Origin of the sequence: Variovorax sp. LjRoot175, assembly GCF_964253805.1 — a bacterium.
GTDB lineage: Bacteria > Pseudomonadota > Gammaproteobacteria > Burkholderiales > Burkholderiaceae_C > Variovorax.
This window is the reverse complement of record NZ_CAXURY020000001.1, coordinates 3,434,815-3,451,062: the sequence shown is the minus strand read 5'-3', so window position 1 is coordinate 3,451,062 and position 16,248 is coordinate 3,434,815. Positions and strand designations below refer to the sequence as shown.

At 64.4% G+C, this 16,248-nt stretch carries 14 protein-coding genes and 2 pseudogenes; 11 read left to right on the top strand and 5 right to left on the bottom strand.

The genetic code is table 11. The features are described from left to right. Positions 1-121 precede the first annotated feature (121 nt). Positions 122-319, bottom strand: a complete 198-nt coding sequence (locus tag ACSQ89_RS17165; RefSeq protein ID WP_436292853.1) for a hypothetical protein — start codon at positions 317-319, stop codon at positions 122-124. On the opposite strand from ACSQ89_RS17165, the pseudogene ACSQ89_RS17160 reads away from it, so the two are divergent. Both ACSQ89_RS17160 and ACSQ89_RS17155 read left to right on the top strand, forming a co-directional pair. Then, a pseudogene (locus ACSQ89_RS17160) lies at positions 297-494 on the top strand (hypothetical protein); the annotation flags it as partial. The gene ACSQ89_RS17165 and the pseudogene ACSQ89_RS17160 overlap by 23 nt on opposite strands. A gap of 56 nt (positions 495-550) precedes the next feature. After that, a complete protein-coding gene (locus ACSQ89_RS17155; RefSeq protein ID WP_436292803.1) occupies positions 551-1,258 on the top strand; it encodes an autoinducer binding domain-containing protein in 708 nt (235 codons plus the stop codon). A gap of 6 nt (positions 1,259-1,264) precedes the next feature. On the opposite strand, the gene ACSQ89_RS17150 is transcribed toward ACSQ89_RS17155, so the two are convergent. Beyond that, the gene (locus tag ACSQ89_RS17150) at positions 1,265-1,888 is read right to left on the bottom strand and encodes an acyl-homoserine-lactone synthase (RefSeq protein WP_436296300.1); all 624 of its coding nucleotides are present in this window, start codon (positions 1,886-1,888) and stop codon (positions 1,265-1,267) included. 306 nt (positions 1,889-2,194) lie between these two features. On the opposite strand from ACSQ89_RS17150, the gene ACSQ89_RS17145 reads away from it, so the two are divergent. The 5 genes from ACSQ89_RS17145 to ACSQ89_RS17125 all read left to right on the top strand — a co-directional run bounded on the left by ACSQ89_RS17145 (position 2,195) and on the right by ACSQ89_RS17125 (position 6,897). After that, a complete protein-coding gene (locus ACSQ89_RS17145; protein ID WP_436292805.1) occupies positions 2,195-3,142 on the top strand; it encodes a Bug family tripartite tricarboxylate transporter substrate binding protein in 948 nt (315 codons plus the stop codon). After that, complete coding sequence (locus tag ACSQ89_RS17140) at positions 3,139-3,513, top strand: chorismate mutase (RefSeq protein WP_093111751.1); 375 nt, start codon at positions 3,139-3,141, stop codon at positions 3,511-3,513. Before ACSQ89_RS17145 ends, ACSQ89_RS17140 begins: the two co-directional genes overlap by 4 nt. A 233-nt stretch (positions 3,514-3,746) precedes the next feature. Next, positions 3,747-4,295 carry a helix-turn-helix domain-containing protein gene (locus ACSQ89_RS17135; RefSeq protein ID WP_436292851.1) on the top strand — a complete coding sequence of 183 codons (549 nt, stop codon included), beginning with the start codon at positions 3,747-3,749 and terminating at the stop codon, positions 4,293-4,295. Between the two features lie 420 nt (positions 4,296-4,715). Beyond that, positions 4,716-4,925 (top strand): hypothetical protein, encoded by a 210-nt coding sequence (locus tag ACSQ89_RS17130; RefSeq protein ID WP_436292806.1) that lies wholly within the window; start codon positions 4,716-4,718, stop codon positions 4,923-4,925. A 577-nt stretch (positions 4,926-5,502) separates the two neighbouring features. Next, complete coding sequence (locus ACSQ89_RS17125) at positions 5,503-6,897, top strand: NAD(P)-binding protein (protein ID WP_436292807.1); 1,395 nt, start codon at positions 5,503-5,505, stop codon at positions 6,895-6,897. Between the two features lie 424 nt (positions 6,898-7,321). On the opposite strand, the gene ACSQ89_RS17120 is transcribed toward ACSQ89_RS17125, so the two are convergent. Together ACSQ89_RS17120 and pabB are read right to left on the bottom strand one after the other, a co-directional pair. Then, positions 7,322-8,191: a DMT family transporter gene (locus ACSQ89_RS17120; protein ID WP_244503934.1), complete on the bottom strand. Its 870-nt coding sequence runs from the start codon at positions 8,189-8,191 to the stop codon at positions 7,322-7,324. Beyond that, positions 8,184-10,316 carry an aminodeoxychorismate synthase component I gene (pabB, locus tag ACSQ89_RS17115; RefSeq protein WP_436292808.1) on the bottom strand — a complete coding sequence of 711 codons (2,133 nt, stop codon included), beginning with the start codon at positions 10,314-10,316 and terminating at the stop codon, positions 8,184-8,186. The genes ACSQ89_RS17120 and pabB overlap by 8 nt, the downstream gene beginning before the upstream one ends. 503 nt (positions 10,317-10,819) lie before the next feature. On the opposite strand from pabB, the pseudogene ACSQ89_RS17110 reads away from it, so the two are divergent. Then, positions 10,820-12,231: pseudogene (locus ACSQ89_RS17110) on the top strand (type II toxin-antitoxin system HipA family toxin). Between the two features lie 390 nt (positions 12,232-12,621). On the opposite strand, the gene ACSQ89_RS17105 reads toward ACSQ89_RS17110, so the two are convergent. Beyond that, positions 12,622-12,897, bottom strand: a complete 276-nt coding sequence (locus ACSQ89_RS17105; RefSeq protein WP_436292809.1) for a helix-turn-helix domain-containing protein — start codon at positions 12,895-12,897, stop codon at positions 12,622-12,624. 332 nt (positions 12,898-13,229) lie between these two features. Here ACSQ89_RS17105 and ACSQ89_RS17100 point away from each other — a divergent pair, with 332 nt between their 5' ends. The 3 genes from ACSQ89_RS17100 to ACSQ89_RS17090 all read left to right on the top strand — a co-directional run bounded on the left by ACSQ89_RS17100 (position 13,230) and on the right by ACSQ89_RS17090 (position 16,244). Then, the gene (locus tag ACSQ89_RS17100) at positions 13,230-13,778 is read left to right on the top strand and encodes a helix-turn-helix domain-containing protein (RefSeq protein ID WP_436292852.1); all 549 of its coding nucleotides are present in this window, start codon (positions 13,230-13,232) and stop codon (positions 13,776-13,778) included. Positions 13,779-14,259: 481 nt separating this feature from the next. Then, positions 14,260-14,613 (top strand): hypothetical protein, encoded by a 354-nt coding sequence (locus tag ACSQ89_RS17095; RefSeq protein WP_436292810.1) that lies wholly within the window; start codon positions 14,260-14,262, stop codon positions 14,611-14,613. Continuing rightward, positions 14,613-16,244, top strand: coding sequence for a type IV secretion system DNA-binding domain-containing protein (locus ACSQ89_RS17090; protein ID WP_436292811.1), 1,632 nt, complete (start codon positions 14,613-14,615; stop codon positions 16,242-16,244). Before ACSQ89_RS17095 ends, ACSQ89_RS17090 begins: the two co-directional genes overlap by 1 nt. Positions 16,245-16,248: the final 4 nt, after the last annotated feature.

The window sequence follows — 16,248 nt, the reverse complement described above, 5'->3', positions numbered from 1 at the left end:
CATGGCCACGGCATCGAGAAACTCGCGCTTGCGCGTCTTTCTCGTCGACAGGTTCAGGCACAAATGAAATCCTGAACTCGCCCGATGTCATCGAGCGGCTTGAGAAGCAGACCATCGCCCCCTAGGCGGCACACCAGCCGACATGGGCAAGTTCTTTGAAGCGGAACTGCGTTTCTGGAAAGACGCCGCAAAGGCGGCGAAGGTTCCGCCGAGTCAGCAACCTCGAATTCAGGAAGGAGACATCATGAGGATCCGCGCTTCTGTCAAACGGCTCGTCAACTACAACGTTGGGATGTGCGTCAAGAAAGATGGCAGGCATGAAGGACTCCAAGGTGATCGTGGCAAGCAACAAGGACGAAGAGGCGTCGATCGTCAGCGTGGCCGATTGCGGCCTGGTTGCCGACCTTTTCACGGCCGTGCAGGAACCGGTCAAGACGCTTTTGCGGCGCCCGAGGCGGCGCGCAACGACTTTGTCTGATAGTTTCAAGTCATAACTATTGGCGCGCGGCCGCTGCATTCGCCGCAGATCCTGGACATGGCGAGGGCTGTCATGAAGGCATGGACGGAAGATCTTGTTACGGGCATCAGTCGCGCGCATGGCGTGGACGACCTGTTCGCCCAAATCTGCAAAAGCGCCAGGAGTCTTGGCTTTGAGCGCTGCGCATACGGCTTGCGACGGCCCTCGCCTTTTACGCGGCCAAGAATATTCCTGCTGAACGACTATGACCCGCGTTGGCGTCGTCGCTACGAGGAGGCCGGCTACCTTGCGGTCGATCCCACGGTGCTTCACGCAACCAGGAGCCTGACGCCAATCGTGTGGTCCGATGCGCTCTTCTGCGAGACGCCGGCGCTATGGGCCGAAGCGAGATCCTTCGGCCTGTGCGTCGGCTGGGCGCAATCGTGCTTCGACGCGGACGGTTCGGTGGGGTTGCTGTCCTTGTCGAGATCACACGAACGGCTGACGGAGAAGGAGCTCCGCGCGAAGGACATGCCTCTGCGTTGGCTGGTAAACGTCGCGCAGATAGCGCTTTCTTCCGCGCTCACGGCCATCGCGTCTGGCGAGCCTCCTCGCTTGACCCGGCGCGAGAGGGAGGTCATGCAGTGGACGGCAGACGGAAAGACTTCCCTCGAGGTCGGGGACATCCTTGGCATCTCGGTCGACACGGTCAACTTCCACGTCAATAACGTGCTCGTGAAGCTCGGGACCGCGAACAAGACCGCCGCTGTTGCACGCCTGGCCGTGCGCTTGTTTCACTGAATTCACCTATGCGTCCCTCTTGGTCGAACTGGCGTCCGACTGTTGAGAGTGCAACGGGCGCCTCCCGCTGCCCGGGATGTCGGTGTATATCCAGCAGGCAAAGACCTGCTGTTCGCCGACGAACCGCGGCGCTGCCGCGCGGCTTGCACTGATGCGATATCGCCGCAGAAGACGTTCGATCCCGAGTGGAGAAACCGTGATGAGTCGGCCCACCCCGGCGCCGGCGGCCGCCGACATTGCGGCCCGCAGCAAAGCCACCGCCAATGGCGACGAGTATCGACCATCTGCGTGCGGATCGATCGAATCGAGATCCATCGCAGCGAATCTCGACAACTCCCAGATGTCCGGAGATCGCGGGACTTCCGCGTCCCCCATCAGCTCGGGAAAGACCTCGCCGAGCAGGTACGGCCGTTCGGTCGGCAGCAGCCGTGCCGTGCCCACCAGCGTGATAGCGTCGCGCAGCGCTACCAGATAAAGGGTGTCGGGCCGATCGAACTGGTCGTATTCCATTCCTTCGGGCGAAGGTAGCGGCCAGCCCAGGCGCTCGACAAAGACTTTGTGCCGGTAGCGCGCCATCCGGGCCATCAGTTCGGCGCCTAAGCTGATGGGCGTGCCCGCCAGAATTTCCACTTTCTGATCCCGTTGAATGTCATGAGGCCATTCCAGCGGAGCGCGCCGACGTCGGAAACTACATGATCTGGCAGGTTGCCAACCGGCGGCGGGTTTGACCTGTACCACACCCGATTTGCGCGGGATGCAAGGCTCCCAGGAGGGACGTCGGCGGCCCACCCTTGCGTCGCATGCAAGCGTTGAAAGCGCACTCAACGTGGGAAATGATCGGCGCACCGAATCGAACTCAGGTGACCTTCCTTGCGACCGACTCCTTCTGTCCTCCGCTTCCTGCGCAGCTTTCTGGGTGCGCTTGTTCTTGTTTCGATGGCCAGCGGCTCCGGCGCGCAAACTGCCGCCAAGCCCGAGCCTGCCGACAAGTGGCCGACCAAGCCCCTGCGCATCATCGTGGGCTTTGGCGGCGGGTCTTCGCCGGACCTGGTCGCCCGAACGCTGGCCGAGCCGCTGTCCCGAGCGCTGGGGCAGCCCGTGATTGTGGAGAACCATCCTGGCGCGAGCGGGAACATCGCCGCCAACCTGGTGGCCAAGGCCGCTGATCAGCACACGATCGGCATGCTGATCAACGGCAACATGACGATTGCCAAGCTGGTGACGCCTTCCACTCCCTACGATCCGCTCACGGACCTCGCCCCCATCAGCCTGATCTGCACCGCGCCGCTGCTGCTGACGGCGCCCGTCGATGCGCCGGGGCGGGACGCGCGCGACTTCTTCGCCGCTGCGCGCACTGCAGGCAACCGCTGGAGCTACGGCACGCCAGGCATCGGCACGGTGGGTCATCTGGCCATGGAATTGCTCAAGACCCGTTCGGGCATCGCACCGATCCACGTGCCCTACCAAGGCAACCCGCAGGTCATCAACGGACTGATCGGACGCGACATCCAGCTCGCACTGCTTCCGCCTGGCCTGGGCGCGGCTCAGGTTCATGCCGGCAAGCTGCGCGCCATCGGCGTGACCTCGGCGACCCGCAGTGCGCTGGTGCCGGAATTTCCGAGCCTCGAAGAGGCGGGCATCCACGGGTTCCAGATCGAGATCTGGACCGCCGCCGCCGCGCCGGCCACGCTGCCCAAACCCATCATTGCCCGGCTGTCGGCGCTGCTCAGCGAGATCACGCGCTCTCCCGAGGTGAGGCAGAAGCTGTTCCAGCAGGGCCACCAGGCGGTTGGCACGACAGCCGAAGGCTTGGCCAGCCGAATCAAATCGGACACGGACCTTTTGCGCGGCATCATCGTGGCGCAGGGTGTGAGGGCGGAATGAACACCTCGCCTCTACCCACAACACCGTGCCAACCCGCCGGTAATCCGCATGAGGTCCTCGAAAGGCTGCGTGACGAACTCGACGTGATCGACAAGGCATTGCTGGCGGCCATCCGCGACCGCCTCGCGTGTTGCCGCCAGATCGGTCTTCACAAGAAGCGCAATGGAATACCCATGATGCAGGCTGGCCGAATTGGAGTCGTCCAGCAGCGTGCATCGTTGTTCGCCCAGCAACACGGACTCAACGGGGAGTTCTTGCGGCAGCTCTACGAACTCATCATCGAGGAGGCATGCCGGCTCGAAGACGCCATCATTCAGTCCGACGGCAGCGATCTGGACCAACGCATCGTTGTAGCCGTGAAGCAAAGCTGAGGCGGGTTGAGCGCCAACTTCTTGTCTCCGGACTCGGGTTCGACCATTCGAGTGGCAGGTGTCGTGTGTCTTGGCCGGCGCCAGGTGAGGGCCACGCTGCAGTGGAGGCGGATGCCATGAGAAGAAAGTCCCCGGCGTCGCCGCTCCCGACGACGAGAAGAACAAGCATCCCGATTGAGCTGTCACCCCAACACGGCATCCCCGCTCCCGCCCGCAGCAGGTCTGCCTCGCGACTGGGCGAGCAGATCAGGGCGTTGCGCGTTGCCTCCGGTGCCTCGGGGGGAGAGCTCGCGCGAAACTGCGGTATCTCCCGCTCGATGCTCTCGCGCGTTGAGCGTGGCCTGGTGTCTCCATCTGTCGAAACGCTGGATCGCATCGCCCACGGGCTGGACGTTCCGCTCTCGCGCTTCTTCTGCGAGCCGGGGAGCCGCTCGGACATGTCGTTCGTGCCGGCCGGCCAGGGCATCGTCGTCGAGCGCCTCGGCGCCGGGACGGACTGCCGCCACGCGTTGCTGGGCCACGTGCTGTCAGGCAATCTGCTCGTGGAGCCTCATTTCGTTACGCTGCTGCCGGACGCGCAGCCGCACGCCGGTACTCAACACGCTGGCTTGAAGTTCCTGTACATGATGTCCGGGCGCGTGCGCTACCGGTACGGCACCAGGCGGCTTGAACTTGGCCAGGGCGACGCCTTGCTCTTCGAGGCGAGCGCGCTCCATGGCGTCGACGCAATCATCGAGGCACCGGCATGCTACCTGGCGATCGTCCTGACCGTTCGTGACTAGACTGCCGCAGCACCGCTTCAAATTCATGTCCACCTTCGTCACCCTGGGTCCGCCGAACAGCAACCATGATTTCGTGCTGCGGCGCTATCTGAGGGCGCACGGCCTGCTGGACCTTGAGCGCGTTCGCATCGAGCTTGTCGATGACTTCCACCAAGGTGCCCGGATGTTGATCGATGGTCGCGCGGACTTCATGTTGCAGTGCGCCGTGCACCCGTCGACGGCTGAGATCACCGGGGCTTTCCGGCGGCAGGTGTTCGTGGTCGACGCGTTCATCTCGCGCAGCAGGCCCATGTCGCTACTAATGGCGCAGGATCACGACGCTGGGCAGTTGCCGCGCCGCGTAGGGCTACAGCCCGCCACGCGAGAATATGCCGACCTGTCCCGGTGGTCGGAGGCCGTGCTTGACCTACGGTCACGGCCGTGGGCGAGGGCCTGCTGGCGAAGAAGTACGAGGCCGGCATTGCGTTCTCTTCGCTGCTCGAAGAGTACCCAGGGAGATTCCAGGTCCTGGAGGACGTCGGTGCCATCTGCGATGCGTGGGTGGTGTTCGGGACAGCGGCCGTGGATAAGGGCAAAGCTGTAGTGTGGACGGACAGCCCGGTGGCGCGTCTGTATCGCGACGCGGCCTAGCGTACCGGGCGCGCGTTGCCCCGGACCAACTCTCCCCAGCATTTGGTCGACCATCTTGATGGCATCGACCGCCTTCACAAAACCGTGCTGCAACAAAGCCAGATTGATCACCGACGTCGCGACCGCCGATGGCGAACCGGTGCGGGAGCGACTCGCGCTGACAATGGCGCCGGTTGGCCTGCGGCTTCGGCTGCGCGTCCGGGCGCACTGAGAGCCGAGGGCGGCTCGACGAGCCCGCAGTCGGTAACAACTCAGCATAGACCGACCTGCGCTGCGATGGAACACTCTCCCTCTGGAAGTGGGGGTTTTTTTAGGAGTTCGTCTGCCAGAACGTCCGCACTGCCAGCGGTTGCGGTCTTTCCTGTCCGCCACCGGAACTCACGGACTTATCCCCATTGCGGTTGTCCACTACCGCGCCGATCGGAACGAAAACGACGAACAAGCAATGAAAGGGGGATGCGGCGCTGGAATGCGAAGGTCCTCGCATGTACAAGCATTGACGACCAGTTGTGCTCGCAGTCGAATCGAGGTTTTCCGGCGGCTCTAACCCCCGGAAGCAAATGGAAGGAGGCGGCATATGGCTCCTCAGGCTTTGGAGACTGACTACCTGGTGGTCGGCAGCGGCGCAGCCGGTATGGCGTTCACCGACTCGCTCGTCAGCGAAACCGACGCCCATATCGTGATGGTGGACCGCCGCTCGGCGCCCGGGGGACACTGGAACGACACCTACCCTTTCGTTCGCCTGCATCAGCCGTCGCTCTACTATGGCGTGAACTCAACACCGCTCGGCAGCGACGCCATCGAACTGCGCGGGCCCGAGGCGGGCCAATACGAGCGAACGAGGGGCTCCGAGATTCGCGCGTACTACGCTCGTGTCATGGAAAAGCGATTGATCGCTTCAGGCCGGGTCCGCTTCTTCCCGAATTGCGAATACGTCGGCAAGCAGCGCTTCGTGTCGCGCCTGTCGGGCGCTACGTTCGACGTCAAAGTGCGCAGAAAGCTGGTCGACGCCAACTATCTCTCGCCATCGATTCCCGCGCTCACTCCCGCGCCGTTCGGCGTTGGCGACGGCGTGTCCGTGATTCCAGTCCACCGCCTCGTCGATGTCGTCGACAAGCCTGACCGCTACGTCATCGTCGGTGCCGGCAAAACCGCCCTCGACGCCTGCGTCTGGCTCCTTAGGAACGGTGTCGAGCCGGGCGACATCCAATGGGTGAAGCCACGCGAAACGTGGCTGCAGAACCGCACCTACACGCAGCCCGGCGAGCTCGTTGGCACTTTGCTCGAAGGCATCTCGTTGCAGATGGAAGCTGCCGCCCAGGCAACCTCGATCGACGATCTCATCAACCGGCTGGAAGCGGCTGCACAGATGCGGCGAGTCGACCGCAGCGTGCGACCGACGATGTACAAGGGCGCGACGATCGGCGACTGGGAGATCGACCTGCTCCGGCGCATCGAGGATGTCATCCGCCTCGGCCACGTCTGCAGCATCGAACGCGACCGCATCCTGCTGGAGCGGGGCAGCGTCGCGACCAGTCCCCGGCACCTGCACGTGCACTGCGCGGCGCAGGGCGTGCGGTATCCGCCTGCGTTGCCGATCTTTGCGGCGGACCGCATCACATTGCAGCCGGTGCGCATGGGCCTCATTCCCTTCAACGCAGCGCTGGTGGGGTTCGTCGAGGCACGCCGCGACGACGACGCGGAGAAAAATCGTCTGTGCCCTACCAACCCATTTGCGAACACGCCGCTCGACTGGGCTCGCGGAACGCTGGTCCAGATGGGAGCCGACCGCGCCTGGTCGAAGGAGCCCGACCTCCAGGCGTGGCTCGAACGCTCGCGACTGAACCCGATGCGCGGACTGCGCGCTCATGCTGACGAAGAACGGGTGCAGCGGGCATCACAGAGATTCGCCGCCAACGTTGGGCCCGGCCTCAAGCGGCTTGCAGCGATCGTTGGGCAGACTGCAGCGTAGACGCGCCCGAAGACGCGGCCCCCGCGCCCCGCAAACGCAGTCGTTCGGAGCAGTGTTGCCCTGCTAGTTCGGAGAAGCAGATACGGCAAGCGATCGCCGCGCTGGAGTCTGATGCGCGCGCTGCGCTCGCCAAACGACCGCTCCCAAAGTGGATCTGTCAGTGGATCAGAAAATTGCCAGGGACCGCTTTATGCGACCGGCGTCTCGGTGGCCCAGAGCCAAACGGCAGCAGCCAGTCTAGAGCGCTCGTTGAAGCCGGCTCTGACGGCCCCACAAGCCCAGATCGCCGAAGTTCACCGAGGCCCACGGCCCTTGAGATAACCACCGACATCCGCGAAGCAACTGGCTGTCATATCGACGTGGCCATCATCACTCACGAGCACCAGGACCGTGTCAACGCGGCCGAAAGGCGGAGGCGGACCACTCAGCGGGAACGACTGCCGCGTAGCGCCAGGAGGCCGCCGGCACTGATCAGCACGATGCCGATGCCCGACGCCGCATCGGGCGTCTCGTCCCACCCGAGGTAGCCCATCAGAAGCGCCCAGAGCAGGATGCTGTAGCGAAATGGCGCGACGACCGAGAGATCGACGTCGCGGCAGGCGGCGATCAGCGCGTAGTTGCCCAGCGCCGCGCACAGGGCGGCCAGCGCGAGACCCAGCGTTTGCGCGGGCTGCAGCGGTTGCCAGGTCTCCCGCAGGCCGAGCGCGAAACCGCCAGCGCACGAGGCCACCGTCGCCGCGAGGGTGATGAGGACCGAAGGAACACCCGGGGGCATGGCGCGCGTGGCCAGGTCCCTTGCCGCCAGGCCGGCAGCGCAGGCGAGAGAGAACACGATGCCCCAGTTCGCCACGCTCGCCTGCGAGAAGGGTCTGGCGATCAGCAGCACGCCGGCCAAACCGGTCACTGTCGCGAAGATGCGACCGGCTTGCGGCGCCTCCCATCCGAGCGCCATCGCGCACACGGCAATCAGCAAGGGCGACACCATCATGATGGCCGTGACGATGGATAGCGGAGTCAGCGAGAGAGCGGCGACGGAGGCCATGGCGGTCGCCACCTCCAGCACCGATCGGACGGCGACCATCGGCTGCAGCAGTTGCCGCCATCGCGGCAGCATGCCGGCGCGACGGGCGAGCACCAGGACCATCGCCGTGGCAAACAGGCCGCGGACGGCCAGCACCTGCCCATGCGGGTGGTGCGCCAGCGTGAATTTCAGGCAGGCGTCGTTGAGCACGTAGCACGCCATCGCCCCGAGCATCAGGAAGACGCCGCGGCGATTGGCGGAAGGGTCAGCCATCGCTGTCGTGCGGCGTTGGATCCCCGGCACTGCGAGAAGCGCGCGTGCCCGGCGCGCCGGCCTCTTGCAGCACATCCTGCTGGGCCCGCGCCTTCAGGACGATCTCCTCGACTTCGGCGTCCGGATCGGACATTGCGATGATGGCGCCGCCGGAGCCGATCGAGACGCGGCCGTTCGCACTCACGATGGTGCGGATCACGATGTTGAGCTTGGCGCTGCCGTTCAGCGACAGAAAGCCGATGCTGCCGGAATAGATGCCCCGTGGCGACCCTTCGATCTCGTCGAGGATCCTCATCGTCCGGATCTTGGGCGCCCCGGTCATGGAGCCGCCGGGGAAGGCGGCGTGGACGCAGTCGATCGCACTCACGTCGTACCGCAACTGGCCCCGGATGGTGCTGACCAGCTGGTGGACCGTCGCGAAGGTCTCGATCTGGAACAGGCGCGGCACGTGCACGCTGCCAACCTTGCAGACCCGGTTGAGATCATTGCGCAGGAGGTCGACGATCATGAGGTTCTCGGCGCGGCTTTTTTCGTCGCTGGCGAGGGTTGCCGCGATGGCGGCGTCCTCCTGCGGCGTCGCGCCGCGGCGCGCGGTGCCTTTGATCGGCCTGGACTCGACCGTGCCGTCCGGCTCGATGTTCAGGAACAGTTCGGGCGAGGCGCACAGGACCGCCAGGCCGGGCGTTTTCAGGAAGGCGGCGTAAGGCGCCGGATTGCGCCTGCGCAGCGTGCAATAGACGTCCAGGGCGTCGATCTGGCCGGCGCCCTCCAGCTGGTTGGTCAGGCAGACTTCGTAGGTCTCGCCATCGAGGATGTTCTCCTGGCATCTCGCGATGCGGCGTCGGTAGTCGGGCAGATCGATGCGCCATGCGAGCGCGTCCGCAATTCGGGAAGCGCCGTCAGGTGGTGCAGCGTCCGATGGCACCGGATTGGAGAGGGTCCTTTGCATTTCATTCATCCAGGCCTCGCTGGCCAGGGAATGCGGTTCGCGATCGACGCAGACGATCCAGGTCTGTTGCTCGCCGTGATCGATAGCGACAAAGCGACGAACCCGCATCCACAGCGCGTCCGGCGTGGACGCGTCGTGGGCGTGGTTGCCGCCCAGTTCACCCTTGAGCTCGTAGCCGAAATAGCCCACGTAGCCGCCGGCAAAGTCGAAGGGCAATGACGCTCCGCCAGGCGGCACAACGTTGGTTTCCTGCTTGAGGAAATCGAAGATGCTCTGGATGCGCGTTTCGATATGCGCTTCGTGGTGGATATCGATCTGCCTGTCACGCGACCGGTAGGTGATCACCTGCGCGTCCGGTCCGCCCGCATCGCCCATGTACGAATAGCGCGAGTTCTGGCCGTCCGCGTCGCTGCTGTCCAGCCAGAAGGCGGCCGCGTTGCCGGCGAAGCGGTGGCGGAAAAGCGCTTCGGCGTCTGGATAGCTTTCAAGGCATCGCGCGCGAATGATCAGCGTGTCGTCCTGCTGCAGCGGCATGCCGTGTCCAAGTTGCGGCCACCTGGGCGATGCCGAGGGGCCGTGGACGGCAACTGCGCGGGCTTGCCACTGCTCGGTGAGTTCCCTGAAGTTGCGCAGCAGGCGCGCCCCGTACTCGGTGCAGATCGATTCCGGATGGAACTGCACGCCCCACCAGGGTTTCGACGTATGCCGCAGGGCCATCAGGGTGCCGTCGAAGGTCCACGCCAGCGGCTCGAGCTGCTCGGGCAGCCCGGTCACTGCCAGCGAGTGGTATCGGACTGCATCGAACTGTTCCGGGATTCCCCGGAACAAGCCGCTTCCGGAGTGGCGGACGCGGTCGAGGCGTCCATGCATCGGCCGTACGGCGCGGGCCACGTTCGCACCGCAGAAGTGGGCCATGGCCTGGTGCCCGAGGCAGACACCCAGTACCGGTACCCTGGCGTGCCGGAGCACGTCGGCCGAGACCCCCAGGTCCGAAGGGCGTTGCGGTCTTCCGGGCCCCGGCGAGATGACGATGTTGTCGAACTCGAGTTCGGCGATCTGGGGCCACGACATTTCATCGTTCGTGATGACGCGCGGCGGCTGCGCGTTGGTCGCGGCGAGGTACTGGTAGAGGTTGTGGGTGAACGAGTCGTAGTTGTCGATCAGCAGTGTGCGCATCGTGGATCCCTTTGCACTTTAGGCGTGCGGATCCATCGTTGACGACGCGCAGAGTTGTGCCAACTACCAGAACAGGTAGGCATGCTTGAAGGTTGAGCACCTGGTACCACTTGGGCGCGCAGATCGCTCCTGCGGATTCTTGTCCGGATGACTCTGTGAATGTCGGGGCGAAGGTCCGCTTCTCTGTCCGGAGAGCTTCCAACCATGGGGCGTACTTGGCGCCGGTCAGTTCGAAGACGAGCCTGGGGCCGCAGCGCACGCGATGCACGCGATGCACGCGATAGACCGTGCGCCCCTCCTCAGGCGCTGCGGGAGCTACGGCTCAGGAACCGACGGTTTGCCAGTCTCTGCGTATGTTGGGGTGGGGAACCGTGGCCCGGATCTAACTTTCGCGTATCTGAAATACGCAAAGGTCTATTCTTGTCACGGTCTCGGCGCTGCGGCAGCGCTTCCTGGAGGCGTTCCGCCTGCGCAGCGAACATGCGGCGTCGATCGACGCGACGATGCGCGCGGCGATCGCCGTACGCCTGATCCAGGAGTACGGTGATGCCAAAGGCGCCGCTGACGCGGTCTGGGCGCTGGCCCGCGAAAACGACTGGTATCGTGAAGGGGAGGGCGCGGAGAAGTATCTGCTGCGGCGAACGTCCTCTGTCGCGACCCGCAACGAAGCCGCCTTCGCTCTGACGGTCGCGTGGCACGGCGTGCCGCTCGGTGAACTGTCTCACGACGGTTTTGAATGGCGTTGGACCCCGGCCGAGGACGGTCCCGTCCTGCCGCCGCTGATCCGGCAGACCACGCCAGGCCGACTGCCACCCTTCATCGTCTCGCTGCTGCCTGAAGGCTGGCTCGCGTCAGTTTTCAAGGATCCTGACGAGCGCGTGCTGCTGCGCGAGGGCAAGCGGTACATGTCCAACATCACGATCGCAGAGAAGAGCGCGGAGCTCGCCGCCTTGCCGTCAGACCTTCTCTCAACGCGGCTTTCCGTCTTCATGTCCGAGGGGGTCTTTACTGGGACCTATGCCGGTCCGGGGCGCAGTGCCACCGACCAGGACTTCGAGCAAAGACTCGCCAAACTCTTCGAAAGCGCAGAAACGCCCCGGCTTTCGGGCGTCCAGATCAAGGCGCCGATGTTCCTGGGCGAAAACGGCGCCCTCCAGCCGGCCACCGGTCTACCCTTCACCCACATCCTCAAGCCCGCCGGAACGAGCGGATTCGAATCCCTGCCGCCGGTCGAATGGATCGGCCTTGCTCTTGCGCGCGGATCCGGGCTAGAGGTGCCGGACAACGCCCTTGTCGCTATGCCCGATGGCCTGCCACCAGCCTTGCTCGTTGAGCGCTTCGACATCCGGACCGGCCCGCAGGACACGCTCATGCTGGCGATGGAAGACATGTGTTCGGTCCTCGATCTGGAACCTAAGGACAAGTACACCGCACGATCGAACGCGTGGCGCGCGCGATTCGGCCGCTATCGACCGCTCCCGAGGACGACTTGCGCCTCCTGCTGCAGCGTGCGCTCTTCGCCTGGCTGATCGCGGATGGAGAGATGCACCTCAAGAACATGGCAATCCTCAAGATCGCGTATCCGGGCGAACAGGCGTTTCGTTCGGTTCGCGTCGCCCCTGTCTACGACACGCTGACGACCCGCGTGTTTCCTCGCCTTGAGCACGATCGCATGGCCCTGAAGCTCAATGGCAAGGATGAGCGGCTGCGCCGATCGGACTTTGTCGCCGTCGCGACCCTTGCAGGCTTGCGCGCGGGCGACGCGAACGAGGCGATCGATCAGCTTCTGCAAGCACTCAAAGGCGCGATCGAGGGTCTCGTCTTTCCCGCGCAGTGCCTCTACGGTCCGCATGCCGAAGCGGCCGTGGCGAAGGTCTTTGAACTGTGCCGAGGCCGCGTGGAGTCCTTCGACTGACTGACGGCGATCACTGCTGCTGAAGACGTCGTCTCCGTCTGCCCTGCGGCGGAGCGTCACGTCCGAGGCGCGCCGAAGCAGGCAAGCACCAAATTTGTCCATAGCCGCTGACCACCTTGCGAGGCTTACTCCACAACTTGAGAAGGAGTCAAGGCGGTGACCTGGCTCACTGCATCCGGGTGATGATCTCCAGCGCCTTGATGCGCCTTTCGGGCGTGAGCGCGTGAAAGGCAAGTAGCATGGCGGCCGTCGTCATCAACCGCGTAGAAGTAGGCCACCGGCACGTCGAGCACCGCGGCCAGTCTTTCCACGGTCAACCAAAGCGCTGGCGGGGCCGCGGCCCGGTCTTGACCTCTTCAGCTGAGCCCCCGGCCCAGCGACTTCAGCCCACTACGGTGCCTTGCCTGTTCTCTTCCTGTGCTGATCTAGGTCCTTGAAAAATTCCGATGGCTGAATGCCGAGCGCAGTGACGATTTTCAGTATGTTGATCAGGGCGAGGTTGTGTTCGCCACGTTCGATGCCGCCCATATAGCTGCGGTCGATCCCGCATGCGTCACCGAACGCCTCTTGCGAATAGCCAAGCTTCTTCCGGCGGCGACGAACAGCCTCCCCAAAAAGCAGCAGCTCGGGCACTTTCTGCTTGCCGGTTGAGGTGGGTTTGACCATTCATGGATGGTCAATTTAAATGGCATTAAACTCCACGGTATAAGATTGGACGGGATATAGTTACCAGTCGAGAACAACATTCGCGCCCTCCAGTCCGGAAAGGAATTCACATGAAGAGGGATTGTCGATGCCATGAGCGCGGAATGCGGATCAGCAGAGGTGCACGAGGGCAGGGATGAGGACGCTCCGCATCTCGGTCAGAAAGACATGCCATGAGAAAACTGCTCACTGCTTCGCCGTTCCCGACGGCAAGAAAGCCCAAGATACCCGTTGCGCTGTCGCACCCGCGCGGCCGTCCCGCAACGCCTGCCCGCAGCGAGTCCACCTCGCGCCTGGGCGAGCAGATCAAGGCCCTGCGCGTCGCCTGCGGCGCCTCTGGCGGCGAACTCGCCCGCCGCTGTGGCATCTCCAGCTCGCTGCTCTCGCGTGTCGAGCGCGGCCTGGTGTCCCCATCGGTGGAGACGCTCAACCGCATCGCCCAGGGGCTCGATGTTCCGCTTTCCCGCTTCTTCTCCGACCAGAGAAGCCGCACGGACCTGTCCTTCGTGCCGGCAGGCCACGGGATCATGGTCGAGCGCATCGGCGCCGTGGCGGACTACCGCTACGAGCTGTTGGGCCACCTGCTGTCGGGCAACTTGTTCGTGGAGCCCTATCTGGTCACGCTGCAGCCTCAGGCGCGGCCTTACACCAGCTTCCAGCATCCGGGCCTGAAGTTCCTGTACCTGATGTCCGGGAGCGTGAACTACCGCTACGGCGGCAAGCTGCTCAAGCTCGGCCGTGGCGACGCGCTGCTGTTTGACGCGAGCGCGCTGCACGGGGTCGAGGCGATCATCGAAGCGCCGGTGAGCTATCTGGCGATCGTCTTTTCGTTGCGCGACTAGACCGCAACGCAGTCCCAGCCATAACCCCAGTCTCAGCCCTCCAGCCCTCAGCCAGAGGCGGCGGTCACGGCGATGGGCAAGTGACGCTTGCAGAAGAACTATGAAACCGGCATTGCGGCGTTCGAGCAGCAGCGCCTAAACCATGATTGCGGGCCGGAACGGCGCGACCACGGACAGATCGGCACGGGGCCCGCGGAACAGTCAACTCCCAGAACTGGTGGGTGAGCGAAGGCACGCGCTCGGATAGGCTCTTCGAGGGGCGATCAATATGTTGCGTTGATACGCGGCGGCATGAGCAGGAAGCCCAACGACTGATCATTCGAGTCGCAACTCAGCATGGAAAGGCCTCTGGGGGAGAAGCAGATGATCGACCTTCGCCATTCGCGCCATTTCGGGGGGGTGAACTGGCTTTGCCTGGCCTCTCCGAGGTCTGACCTCGGGGTCCGCAAGCCGCGTGAATGCGGCTTGAAGGGGTAGGACCATGTCCAGCATCGTGTCCATCAAGTTCAACGCTGAAGAGGCCGAGGTGCTGCAGCGTGCCCATGCGGCCTCGGGCATCGCCGGCCTGAGCTCGCACATCAAGCAGGTCTACTTCGACGCCCTCACGCTCAACGTCGGCGTGCTCCAGGAGATTCGATCCGAGCTCGAACGCATCGGCGCCGGGGTCGAGCGGCTGCGCGATAGCGATGGTGGAAAGACCGATCCGGACTTGCTGCTGGGCATCCTCTGCGGCCTGTACGTCATGGTTCGCAAGTCGGTCAGTGAAAGCATCCGTGCCCAGGCTGACCAGGTGCTGGACGTCACGGCGATCGAAGGCTTCCTGAAGGGCAGGTGATGCTCGTCAGCCATCGCAGCCCCGACAACGCCCTGCGATCCTTGCTCGCGCTCGGTGTGTTCGCCGCCATCCTGGCGGGCTGGGTCGCTGGCGTCGCGCTCTACTACCGGCTACCCGCATCGATGTTTGCACGGGGTCTCTGGTATGCGGCCAAGGAGACGCCCGGCATTCCAGCGCTCTGGATCGGGCCGATCGCGGGCCTGATTCTCGGCGTGCTGGTCTTCGCCGTCTGTGCGAATCGCTACGTCAATCACTTCGGCGGCGCGGCCTTCGTGACGAGACTGAGGGGGCCCAGGATGGTGAGCCAGACGCTGCTCGCCGCGCAGACCAGGAAGGGCAGGGGGCAACTGCGTTTTGCCGGGATTCCCATTCCTGCGGAAGTGGAGAACACCCAGTTCTTCGTGGGCGGTTCGACCGGCACGGGCAAGAGTGTGTGCATCAGCGACTACATCGAAAGCGCGGTGGCGCGTCAGGACCGCATCATCTGTGTCGATCCCGACGGCGCATCCATGCGCTACTTCTACGCCGCTGGCGACGCGATCCTGAATCCGTTCGACAAGCGCAGCCAGGGCTGGAGCATCTTCAACGAGATCCGGACCAGCTTCGACTGCGAGCAGTACGCGATCAGCCTGATCCCGCGCAGCCCGTCCACGGAGCAGGAGACGTGGAACAGCATGGGCCGCACGATCGTGAGCGAGACCCTGACGGTGTTGCTGCGGCAGGGAGCGGGCACCACGGAGCGGCTGGTCTACTGGCTCACGACGGCCAGCAATGACGACCTCAAGGCGCTGCTGGCGGGAACGCCGGCCGCCGGCTGCTTCCACGGAGCGCCGGACACCCTGGCCAGCATCCGGACCGTGCTGACCCAGTACATCACGCCGCACAAGTACCTGCCCTCGGGCGACTTCTCGTTCCGGGATTGGCTCGACGCGGGCCGGGGAAGCCTGTGGATCACCTGGCGTGAGGACATGCTGCAGGCGTTGAAGCCATTGATCTCCTGCTGGGTGGACGTGACCTGCGCCAGCGTGCTGTCGATGCCGGAGGATCCGGACCGGCGCATGCACCTGGTCTGCGACGAACTCGACTCACTGGAGAAGTTGAACTACATCATCGACGCCGCGACCAAGGGACGGAAGAAGGGCCTGCGCATCATGCCGGGGGTGCAGTCGCTGGCGCAACTCAACGACATCTACGGCAGGGACGACGCGCTGACGTTGCGCAACTGCTTTCGCAGCGCCTTCCTGTGCGGCATCGGCGAACTCGACACCTACACCGCCGAGGAGTTCTCTCGCGGGCTCGGCGAACATACCGTGCTGCGCCGGGCGCCCAGCGTGTCGGTCGGCAGTGCAGGCGGGAAGGGCACCCTTTCGCATCGTCAGGACACCGAGCGCCTGGTGTCGCCGGCCGAGTTCCACCTGCTCCCCAATCTCACGGGCTACCTGAAGCTGGCGGGCAACTATCCCATCGCACGCGTGACCATGAGGTACAAGCCACGCCTGGTGGTTGCGGCGCCGATGGTCATGGCGGACGGCTTTCATGATCGGCCACAGGAAGAAAACCTGCTGTTCTCAGCCGCGGCCGATGCTGCGCCCGCCACGCCCGCAGCAGTGGCCGCCGCGGCCAGTGCCTGACGCT